General features: G+C 58.4%; 7 protein-coding genes. All 7 read left to right on the top strand.

Annotated features, from left to right (window positions below; translation table 11 throughout):
* Nucleotides 1-177: 177 nt before the first annotated feature.
* Nucleotides 178-1215 (top strand): hypothetical protein, encoded by a 1038-nt coding sequence (locus I2G43_RS04205; RefSeq protein WP_195535204.1) that lies wholly within the window; start codon nucleotides 178-180, stop codon nucleotides 1213-1215.
* Nucleotides 1216-1447: 232 nt separating this feature from the next.
* Entirely contained in the window at nucleotides 1448-2503 is a 1056-nt protein-coding gene (gene moaA, locus I2G43_RS04200) for a GTP 3',8-cyclase MoaA (RefSeq protein WP_195535203.1), read from the top strand.
* A 4-nt stretch (nucleotides 2504-2507) separates the two neighbouring features.
* Nucleotides 2508-3812: a molybdopterin-guanine dinucleotide biosynthesis protein B gene (gene mobB, locus I2G43_RS10700; RefSeq protein ID WP_195535202.1), complete on the top strand. Its 1305-nt coding sequence runs from the start codon at nucleotides 2508-2510 to the stop codon at nucleotides 3810-3812.
* A 263-nt stretch (nucleotides 3813-4075) separates the two neighbouring features.
* Nucleotides 4076-5362, top strand: coding sequence for an MFS transporter (locus tag I2G43_RS04190; protein WP_195535201.1), 1287 nt, complete (start codon nucleotides 4076-4078; stop codon nucleotides 5360-5362).
* A gap of 210 nt (nucleotides 5363-5572) precedes the next feature.
* Nucleotides 5573-6394, top strand: coding sequence for an HAD family hydrolase (locus I2G43_RS04185; protein ID WP_195535200.1), 822 nt, complete (start codon nucleotides 5573-5575; stop codon nucleotides 6392-6394).
* Nucleotides 6395-6898: 504 nt separating this feature from the next.
* Nucleotides 6899-10348 carry a Spy0128 family protein gene (locus I2G43_RS04180; RefSeq protein WP_195535199.1) on the top strand — a complete coding sequence of 1150 codons (3450 nt, stop codon included), beginning with the start codon at nucleotides 6899-6901 and terminating at the stop codon, nucleotides 10346-10348.
* The coding region (locus I2G43_RS04175) for a hypothetical protein (RefSeq protein WP_195535198.1) at nucleotides 10341-10788 on the top strand (448 nt) is incomplete at its 3' end. The genes I2G43_RS04180 and I2G43_RS04175, both read left to right, overlap by 8 nt.

Below are 10788 nucleotides of genomic sequence, written 5' to 3'. Positions count from 1 at the left end.
ACTTGCAGCGACGGACCTCAGGACACTCTTACACCACGTCTGCGCGCGCGACCAAGCATCGAATGTTGGGACGGTTTTTCTGCCACTCGATCGGGTGGAATCGCTAACTTGCATGCGAAGGTGTGCGAATCCGCGAGCAGGGGAATAAGGTTGGTTATCCGACCCATTGGAGGGCTCATGGACCTGCCGATCGTCCTGTCCCATAAGACTGCCTGGCTGTACCACAACGTGGTGCGCCCGTCCGAGCCGCTCTCGCGAGCAAGCAGCCTATACGATGAGGACTCGCTTGCTAACGAGGCGGAGCCGACTGCGGGCCTGCCCAAATTGGGACTCGATGCCAAGGGACTGAGAATATCTGCGGCGGTCGAGATTGTCACCGACTACCTGGCCTTACTTGGCATTCCGCATGAAGAGCTCGATCGTATTGACACGCTGGTTGGTTTCGATTTTGAACGCTCTCGACCGGCGGGTCTCCGACGCCATGTGTTTGGAGCGCCCATACCCTCGGATCATCTTATCGAGGTGGCAGAGGGTCTCTTGGTGGTTGATGAGGCCATGTGCTTTGTCCAGGCGGGCTCGTGGATGAGTGAGCCTGAGCAGCTGGAATATGGGTATGAAATCTGCGCCCGTTACCATTTGAATCATTTGTCGTCAGGCGATTATATCGAGATGGGGCAGAGGTATACCGTTGCCGACTTGATCGCTTATTGCGATGAAAACCGATCTCGTCAGGGGGCTATACGCGCGGCCGCCGTGCTCAAGCGCGTGCACGATGGCGCACGATCGCCCATGGAGACGGCCACTGCAATCATGGTCGTCGCGAAGCGTTCCCAAGGCGGGCTAGGGTACACCAGGGTTGAACTCAACCATCGGGTCGATGTTCCCAACGAGTTCAAATATCTCGCTAAGGCCGGGTATTTCGAGATCGATGTATTTGCGCCTGCGAGCGGTACGGGGATTGAATACAACGGCTCGGACCATCTTGATAAGCAGCGCAGTGCGTCGGACGCGGAGCGCATGACCGTTCTTAGCGCGCTGGGCTTTAGGATGATCGTCCTCACTGGGACTCAGTTTGCCAACCGGCTGCAATTGCACCGGGCGATGAATGCCATCGCGCTCGCTATGGGCCTCAAGTGCGACCGAAGCGAAGCGTTCCAGAAACGGCAGAATGACCTGCGGGAATTCGTGATTCGGCACTGGAACGGCGGCCTCTAGGGGCGTCTAGCTCATCTTCCGAGCCCTGCGAACACCTAAACCGTCCCAACATTCGACGTTTTTTGCCAATATCGGAAAAGCATCGAATGTTGGGACGGTTTGAATACTGAGGATGGGCTCGGGAAGCCCTTCTTGCTCGAATGGCCTGTCCTGTCGTACGGGTGTCGACCTGGTTCTCTTGTGGGGTATTATGTTTCCCGAAGAATAAATCGCTGCGCGAGGGGAGGATTGCGTGGACGAGCGCGCGCAACATGACGGTTTTGGCCGCGATATCAACTATTTGCGCATTGCCGTGACCGACAAGTGTAATTTCCGCTGCATCTACTGCATGCCTGCCGATGGCGTGGCGCCGCGCGCGCACGACGAGTTACTCAGCGCCGAGGAAATCGCCCGTTTTGTGCGTCTGGTGGCGGGGGAGGGCATTCGCCGCGTGCGCCTGACGGGTGGCGAGCCGCTGGTCAGCCGCCGCATTATCCCGCTCATCCGCGATATCCGCGCGATCCCGCAGATCGAGGACATCTCGCTCACCACCAACGGTGCCCTGCTGCCCAAGCTGGCGCCGGAGCTTAAAGATGCCGGGCTCGACCGCGTCAACATTTCGCTCGATACGCTCGACCCCGCGCTCTTTGGAAAGATCACGCGCCTTGGCCGGCTCGAGCAAACCATGGCGGGCATCGATGCGGCGCTGACCTGGGGCTTTGAGCCGGTTAAGGTCAACTGTGTGGTCGTCCGCCGGCTCAACCAGGACGTGGCGGCCCTCGCGCGCCTGACCGTCGACCGCCCCATTCACCTGCGCTTTATCGAATACATGCCCATCGGCGATGAGCACACGAGCTCGCATTGCGCCGTGGATCCTCATGCGCCCACGCTCAATCCCGAGTTGTGGGACGCGAGCGACACCGTGCCAAGCGACGAGCTGCGGGCGCGCATTAATGCCGGCGCCGCTGCGGTGGGCCTGGGCGAGCTTGAGCCACTCGACATCAACGACGCTCCTGCCGGTGCCGGTCCCGCGCGCTACTGGCGCTTTCCGGGCGCGGCGGGTACGGTTGGCTTCATTAGCGCCATGTCCAACCATTTTTGCGCGAGTTGCAACCGTTTGCGCCTGACGGCCGACGGCAGCGTGCGCCCCTGCTTGTTTAGCGATGCCGAGTATTCGGTCCGCGAGGCGCTGCGCCGTGGTGATGATATGCAGGTACTTTCGATTTGGCGCGATGCCGTGGCCCACAAACCGCAGGAACACGCGATAATTGAGGGCACGCAACGATTTATGTCCCAAATCGGAGGATGATCATATGGCCAAGAGCAGGTACGCCGATGCTACTAAGGCCGCTCGCAGGGCCGCGATGTCTGCCCACAAAGCTGCGGCAGCCAGCAAAGACGCCGTGTCCACGACCGCACAGTCGGCCGCCAGCGATAACGCTGCCGCACCTTCCCGCGACGCGCACCGCGACGAGCTGACGCACGTGGACGCCAAAGGCGAGGTGCGTATGGTCGACGTATCCGACAAGGCCGAGACGCACCGCATCGCCATCGCCGAGGGCACCATCCTCATGCATCCCGAGACGCAGGCCATGGTGCTGCAGGACCGCGCCAAGAAGGGCGACGTACTCGCCTGCGCGCGTGTCGCGGGCATCATGGCCATCAAGCGCACGAGCGACATCATCCCCATGTGCCATCCGCTGCTCATCACCAAGAGCAAGTGCGATATCGAGCCCATCGCTCCGGCAGGAACGCCGGCCGACGAGACGCCCGAGGGCTGGGCGCCGGCGCGTCCCGACGGACAGGTCGGCTTTCACGTGCTGGTCACGGCGGGCGTGACGGGCAAGACGGGCATCGAGATGGAGGCGCTGACCGGCGCGAGTGCCGCATGCTTGACCATCTACGACATGTGCAAGGCAGTCGACCGCGGCATGGAGATCGTCGACGTGCGTTTGCTGCACAAGGAGGGCGGACGCTCGGGCGTGTGGGATCGCGCGGAGCGTCAAGCTGCCGCTGCCGAGGCCGCCGCTGACGACGGCGCCGCGCCCGCGAGCGCATCCGCCCCGGCCGTGCCCGCAGTTCCCACTCCGGCTGCCCCAGCAATCGCGTTTATCGGCTACCAGAACTCGGGCAAGACCACGCTCGTCGAGAAGGTCATCGCCGAGCTTACCCGCCGTGGCCTGCGCGTGGGCTCGCTCAAGCATCATGGGCATCACGGCTTTGATATCGACGTGCCCGCCAAGGACACCTGGCGCCATCACCAGGCGGGATCCAAACACGTGGGTCTCATTTGCGCCACGCGCTGGGCGGAGTACGCCGACACGCGCGAGGAGGACGAGATGCCCGCGCGCGAGCTGCTGTCGCGCTACAACGACGTCGATGTGGTGATCATCGAGGGCTATAAGACCGAGGGCTTTGACAACATCGTGGTCGCGCGCTCCGGTGTCGATCGCCTGCGCGGCAAGAGCTCGCTCGATCTGGTCGACGGCCGCACGCTGGCCCTCGCCTGCAACGAGGCCCTGGCGCGCCAGGCTTTTGACGCCGGCTTTGCGACCCGAGCCATCAACATCAACGACGCCCGAGCCATCTGCGATTTGATTCAAGACCATCTCGCCTAAAACCTGCCAAAAAGGGACAGGTTAATTTTGGCAGGTTTTATCTGGGCAAACGTCATTTCCACCACAAAGGGGCCAGGCACCTTTGTGGTGGTTTTTGCTTTAGTAGATGTGTGGGACATGCCTTACAATCTACCAAGTAGTTCATCCGGGCGAAGACGGAGAGAAGGGGCCCGATGCGTCCTTAACGTTGCATACAGAAAGATTGAGTCGATGGCCGGCGGTCAATGCCCGCGGCCCGTATTCGTATGCAACAAGGAGCGCCCATGTCCCTATCTCGAATCTCAAAATCCCAACCATCGCTGTCCGCGCAGGCCAAGCGCCTGGTGGCAATGCGGTTTCTCATCTACACCGGCTTCCAGACCAGCTACTTTATCGGCGTTATCGGAACGCTTACCTATGCGGACGGCGCTTCGGTCGTCGCGACGTCGCTGGCCGTTCTGTTTATGAACGTCTTCGTGATCTTGGGATCCTTTGCGGGTGGCGCGGCGCTCGACGCCTGGGGCCCGCGCCACCATTTTCTGTTGAGCATCGTCGGCACGCTGGCAACGGGCGCGGCGATTATCGCCTTTGGCGACGCGACCGAGACGGTCCTTGCCGGCGCAGTACTCTTGGGCTTTGTGATGGGGTTCGCCCAGCCCATCGCCACGTCCTACCCGGCCTATCTCACCGATGACCCCGTCGAGCTCAAAGACATCAACTCCGCCATCACCATGTTTTCCAACGTGAGCATTATCGTTGGCCCCACGCTGGGCGGCTTTGTGGCGGCTGCAGCATCGTCGCGCGCGGTGTTCGTGCTCATGATGCTGTTCACCCTGCTTGCGCTCATTGCCGGCTGGGGTTTTAGACCGCAGGCGGGCCACATCGTCGGGCAAGCGAACAACGATTCAGCGGGGGAAGGGGAGCGCGCAAGCCAGCCCAACCGCTCCAACCCCAACACGTCCGCCAGCGCCACCTTCGCGACCAGCATCAAGACGGTCTTTACCAACAGCGTCCTCGCCCTGCTCTTCTGCATCATCTTCCTTTCGAACTTTGGCTATGGGGCCTTCGATCCGCTGGAATCGTTCTTCTATCGCGATGTCCTGCACGTTGGCGTCGAGTGGATGGGCTGGCTCTCGTCGGCATCCGGTGTGGGCGCGGTGTTGGGCGCCGTGGTCGCGCTCCGCATGCCGCCGCGCCTCATCGGTCTTAAAACGCTGCTCGTGGCGCTTATGTCCGTGGGTCTGGGAAGCCTGCTCTACGTGGGCACGCCGTACGTGGGCGTGGCGCTCGTCGGCCAGATCGCCCTGGGCGTGGCCTGGGGCGTCGTCAACCCGCTCCACAACACCATCGTGCAAACGACGGCGCCACTCGAGCAGCTCGGCCGCGTCAACTCGGTCATGGGCTTTGGCAACATGTTTGCCGGCGTGGCGCCGCCAGCGATCGCCCCGTGGCTGGCAGCAACATTTGGCGTGCAGCAGACACTCGTAGGCGCGGGCCTGGTCGTAACGGCAGTTCCCGCGGCGCTGCTGCTGTTTGGACGCGGACATTTGGATCGTGCTGCAGAACGGTAAGAAACCGTCACAACATTCGATGAAAATCGCGATTTTGCCGAAAAACGTCGAATGTTGTGATGGATTGTGCTGAGGCCCGAGCACCACAAGCCGCCACAAAGGGGTCAGGCACCTTTGTGGCGGTCGGGTCCCAACGACCCGCGCCTTGGTATACCATGTACGCCGTTTGCGAATACACCCCACGCTGCGGCACAACCCAGAAAGGCCCCCATGGACGCCACCTTCAGCCACATCAAAGCCGTGTTCTGCGATATCGACGGCACATTGCTCACGAGCGAGCACACGGTGTCCCCGCACACCGTGGCGGCGATCCGCGCCCTGCGCGAGCGTGGCGTGCTCTTTGGCCTGTGCACCGGGCGCGACGCCCACGCGACCGAGGCCATGTACGAGCTCTGGGGCATCGAAGGCCTGGTGGACGTGCTCGTGGGCTGCGGTGGTGCCGAGGTCATCGACCGCGCGCACGACATCAACGAGCTGAGCTATCCGCTGCCGGGCGAGACCATCGCGCGCATCTGCAAGCACATGGCGGACCTTCCGGCAACGCCCGTCTGCCCCCGAGACGGCGTGTTCTACGTGCCCGAGAGCAACGCGTGCGTCGAGCACTTGTCGCGCGTCGACGGCGTGCCCTACCAGGTGGTCGATTTTGCCGAGTTCTTGCGCGAGCCGCAGCCCAAGGTGATGTTTACCATGGCGCCCGAGGTAATGCCGCGGGTGATTGAGCGGGCGTCGACGTTTGCCGATAACACTGTTAAGGCGGCGGCTCTGCAAACCACGCAGCGCCTCTACGAGTTCATGGATCCGCGCGTGTCCAAGACGCGCGGCCTTGTACGCGTGGCAGAGCTCAACGACATGGAGCTTACGAACATTTGCGTGTTTGGCGATGCCGATAACGACACCTGCATGGTGGCTGACGCCGGCGTGGGCGTGGCCATGGCAAACGGCAGCGACGCCACCCGCGCCGCCGCCGATTTTGTAACCGCCAGCAACGACAAAGACGGCATTGCGATCTTTATCGAGGAACATCTGTTGTAGCGCTGGGGGAGAACCACCGCAGAAGGGGGCAGGCTCTTTTGCGGTGGCCTCAGGCGATTTGGGCGAATTGATACCTAAAAGCTGTGTGAAAAATCAAATATTGCTGTCTGAACATCATGTTTCTAACCACCGGTGGGTTCAAGATATTCTCATCAATTTGGTAGGATATTCCTTCCGGTTGATGACCTACCGCTCACGGTCGATTTTCGACCGTTCACAGGATGTTTGCTCTTGAGCAAAATGTTGTGCAAATAAATCTAATGCCATTAAAAATAATACGCAACTAAATTACCAGCAGAAACAAAAAATAGATAGCGAATAAACGAAGGCAAATCCGAGCAATTGTCAAGAGAATTGAGAACTCACTACAAAACTATCGGTTTTATTTGCTCAGCTGTTTAACAATCGTTATAAGTGCATAACTAAACGAGCGCAATTACAGATTGCGCAGATACGTTTGATAGTGAAAGAGCAAGATCGCGGTCTCTTGGGGAGGAGACATCGATGAAAGCGAATTCAGAAAAAACTAAGCAGAGTAAAAAAGCGACGCGCCGTGTACTGGCAGGCGTTTTGTGCGGAGCCTCCGTGTTGAGCCTGGTGCTGTCGCTCGTCATGCCCCCGATCTCGCAGGCTATTGCCAACGATGCCCAGACGGTTTCTACCGAAGAAACTGTGACGGGGGATTCTTCAAGTGAGTCTACTGATGTAGAAAACACCAACAACGGGGATACCGAAAACCAGAATAGTGACGATGTCGAAAACGGCGTGGGCGATCCCCAACCGGAGGAGCAGCCCAAGGACGAGTCGCAGGCAGAAGATAATGAAGCGGTCGACGATGGCACTGTCTCGGTAGCCGAAGAAGCTGCGGAGAACGAAGAAGCAGCCACGGCTATTGCTAATGGCGGTGAATTGCGAGATAAGCTTCAGGGCATTGAGGAAAATCAAGCTGTTAGCTTTGAGCTTGCAAACGATATCGACTATCCCGGCGAAATCAAACTTGAGAAGAGCGGCAGCAATATAACGCTGGACTTAAGCGGCCATAAAATCACGCATTCGGGCGACAATTCAAATAAGCCACTCTTCAACATCACCAATAACGCGGCGCTTACAGTTAAAGATTCTAACCAAGGGTCTGATCAAAAGCAGACTTCGGATGGCGGCAATAATGGGCGAGTTGCCTCGATGGACTACGACACCAGCTCTGGCATTCCGACCAAACTCACGTATTACGTGACCGAATCTACGCCGAACGGTACGGGGACAACCGAGACTCTCTATAGGCACGAGGTCAGCATCAACGGTGCCATCGTGGGTACCGCTGCCGGCTCCACGATGAGGCTCATCAACGTTTATGCGGGCGGTACGTTTAATCTTGATAGCGGTGTAATTACCCAACAGTATAATTGCAATGTTGGCAACCTCATCTATGCCGAGAACGGCTCTACTGTCAACATGAGCGGTGGCTATGTGTGTGGCGCTTCTAGCTCGGGCGCGGGCGCGGGCATTAAGGTGTCCAACGATAAAGGTAAGGCCTCGACCCTAAAACTGACCGGTGGCGTAATTGCCGGCAACAGCGCTCCTAGTGGCGGCGGTGTGTATGCTGGAGGTTCCACGGTCACCATAACTGGTGGCGTAATCTCCGGCAACAGCACACTTCCTTCTGGCACTGGTTTCGGCGGCGGCATCATGGCCGAAGGCGGCAGCGTCACTGTTTCCGGTGGCTACATCACTAACAATAAATATGCCAATTTCTGTGGCCATGATGGTTATGGCGATCATGGCGGCGCTGGACTTGCCGCTAGAAACGGTACTCATGTCACCATTTCGGGCGGCCAGATCACGGGCAACTATTCTGAGGAAGCAGGCGGCGGCGTTTATGTCACGGATGTCGACCGTAATAAGCAATCCCGTACGGGTATGGCGTGGCTGAAAATCACGGGAGGAATTATTGCCTCTAACGTGAGCTACCGATCTGAAGGTGCTGGCATTCGAGTGGGCCAGATGGTTGACGCGATGATAAATGGGTCGTCAAACGATAGCCCAGTCTACATCACTAATAACTCTTGCATGTCTCGCTTTGACTGGGGCGGAGGCGGTATCTTTGTCCAGGGAAACTCGGATTTGGGCAAGGAGAAGACTGCTGGTAGGCTATTCATATATAACTCGTACATTAGCGCCAATACCGCTGACGGCTATGGCGGTGGCGTTGCAGTCTGCCCTACGGGCAAGACGTTGGTAACGAACACTGAGGGCACAGCAATCTTTGGCAATTCGTCTGCCAAAGATCAGCAGGACGCAAAAGCTGATTATAATTCTGAAACGAATAGCGGTAACGAAGGCACCCCTCACCTATCCGCTGGTGGCTACGAAGGCCTTGAACACAAAAAGAACCAGGATGCTGACGCCTACAATGCCAAAGAGTTTCGCGAAAACGGCCACGCGGACTTCTTCCTTGCGGCGGAGGATCATAAGACCCCGATCGCGGCGGTGATTGGCAAAATGCTTGGCGGCGGTGACGCCAAATACAAGGGAAGTAAAGAGCTTACGCAAGCCATTACTATCCCCGCTAACGGTGGCGTGCAGGTATATAAAAGCATCGGCCTGAGCTCGGGTGTTACAGCTCAAGACGAAGCCGCGATCAATGCGCAAAAAGTTGCGACAACGTTCATCACCGGCAACTATTCCTGGGACCATGGCGGCGGCATCATGTCGAACGGCGACCTGTACATGGGCGTGCCTGAGGACACGTATGTCTATCCGAGCCTCAAGCTCAAGGCGACCAAGGTACTACGTAATTCGCAGACAAATGTGAACGAGGGGCTCGAAGAGAATCAGTTTACCTTTAGGGTCTACCGCAAGGACTCAACCGACCCTTTGGCTAGCGCGACATTCAATCGTAACGTTTGCACCGAGGTTGGAACTGCAAAAAATGACGCAAGCGGTAACATCACGTTTGATCTTGATGAACAGTTCGCAACGAGTGGTACAGCTGACATAACCACTATCACATACTACTTGGTCGAAGATTCCGGCGCTGAACCGGGTATCACGTACGACTCCGCTGTGTATGAGATTGTGGTAAGCGCCAAGGATAACCCGACCGAGCTCATGACTGTTCCGAAAAAGAACGACCCGAACCAGCAGGTAGCTCTCAAGATCCATAACTACACAATTGAAAACGTCAGTGTGACCAAGCACAAACTCGACAAGTCTTCTGGGGAGTGGGACAACGTAGAACCGTGGGGCGTAGTGCAGGATAGCAACGGCTATTATTCGATTGCCAACCCCGATGGATCAAAGACCTTCACCAACAAGTACACTCCGTACGAATCTACCGGCTCCTGGACGCCTGCGGCGACCAAGGTCGTTAAGGGTGGCGAGATGAAGGAGTTTACGCTCGAGTTTGCGGATAACACGGGCTTCAAAGAAGCCGAGACGGTTAAGACCGACCCCGACGGCGTGATTACCACTACTGCCGACGGCGACAAATCCCAGACCCTGGGCTTCGGCGAGATTAATTACAATCTTGCCAGTCTGAAGCAGAGTGATTCTGATGTTCCGGGCCGTGGCGCTTCCAAGACCTTCACGTACTATATGTGCGAGAAGGACGATAACTCGATTTTCTCGCATTACAAGTTCGATAATTCGGTCTACAAGTTCACGGTTACGGCAACGGATAACACCGAAGGAAGGATCGACTGTGCGGTGACCTACAGGAAGGGAACCGTTGACTCCGATGGCGAGTGGGTGGCAGACGCTAATAGCGAAGATCACGAGCTCACCGACACTGACGCCCCCACCTTCACCAACACCTACTCCACGTCTTTGCCCCTTTCTGGTATGTCGGGCGTCACTCTGACGTACCTTGCCGGCGCGGCGGTGCTTTGCGCTGCTGCGGCCTGGATGCACATTCGTCGCAAGGCGAATGCGAAGGGAGGTGAGCGTCGTGAATAAGAAGTTTAGCTCCTTCCCGATCTTGTTTGCGCTGCTCGCCCTCTTGGTCAGCACCTGCGCGGTTGTGTTCCCCGCTTCCGCGCAGGCCGCGCCGACCTCGACCGGTTCCATCACGGTGAGCGACACCGTAGCGAGTAGCTACGACGCCTACCAGATCTTTGGCGCCGATGTCTCCGACGGCGACAACGACGCCAAGGTCTACTCCCAGATCGCCTGGGCAAGCGACGCCGCGCGCGACGCTGTCCTGCCCGTGCTGCACAGCGCCGGCATGCCCCACTCCCAGATCACCGCGCAGGAAGCTGCCGAGTGGCTCAACGCCGATTCCCACCTTACGAGCGCGCTGAGCGCACAGCTCGCTCGTTCCCTCCAGAGCTCTGGCGCCGCGTCCGTGGCCCTTAACGCGGGCACGGCGGCCGAGCTGCCCTGCGGCTACTGGCTCA

The sequence above is a fragment of the Collinsella aerofaciens genome (genome assembly GCF_015557435.1).
In the GTDB taxonomy this organism is placed as follows: Bacteria; Actinomycetota; Coriobacteriia; order Coriobacteriales; family Coriobacteriaceae; genus Collinsella; species Collinsella aerofaciens_Z.
The sequence above is the reverse complement of the archived record's forward strand: the minus strand, read 5'-3'. Positions and strand labels throughout refer to the sequence as shown.

Excerpts from the sequence above, each read along its gene's own strand:
- I2G43_RS04205 (WP_195535204.1), top strand. The coding sequence starts at position 178 with ATGGACCTGCCGATCGTCCTGTCCCATAAGACTGCCTGGCTGTACCAC.
- mobB (WP_195535202.1), top strand. The coding sequence starts at position 2,508 with ATGGCCAAGAGCAGGTACGCCGATGCTACTAAGGCCGCTCGCAGGGCC.
- I2G43_RS04190 (WP_195535201.1), top strand. The coding sequence starts at position 4,076 with ATGTCCCTATCTCGAATCTCAAAATCCCAACCATCGCTGTCCGCGCAG.
- I2G43_RS04185 (WP_195535200.1), top strand. The coding sequence starts at position 5,573 with ATGGACGCCACCTTCAGCCACATCAAAGCCGTGTTCTGCGATATCGAC.
- I2G43_RS04180 (WP_195535199.1), top strand. The coding sequence starts at position 6,899 with ATGAAAGCGAATTCAGAAAAAACTAAGCAGAGTAAAAAAGCGACGCGC.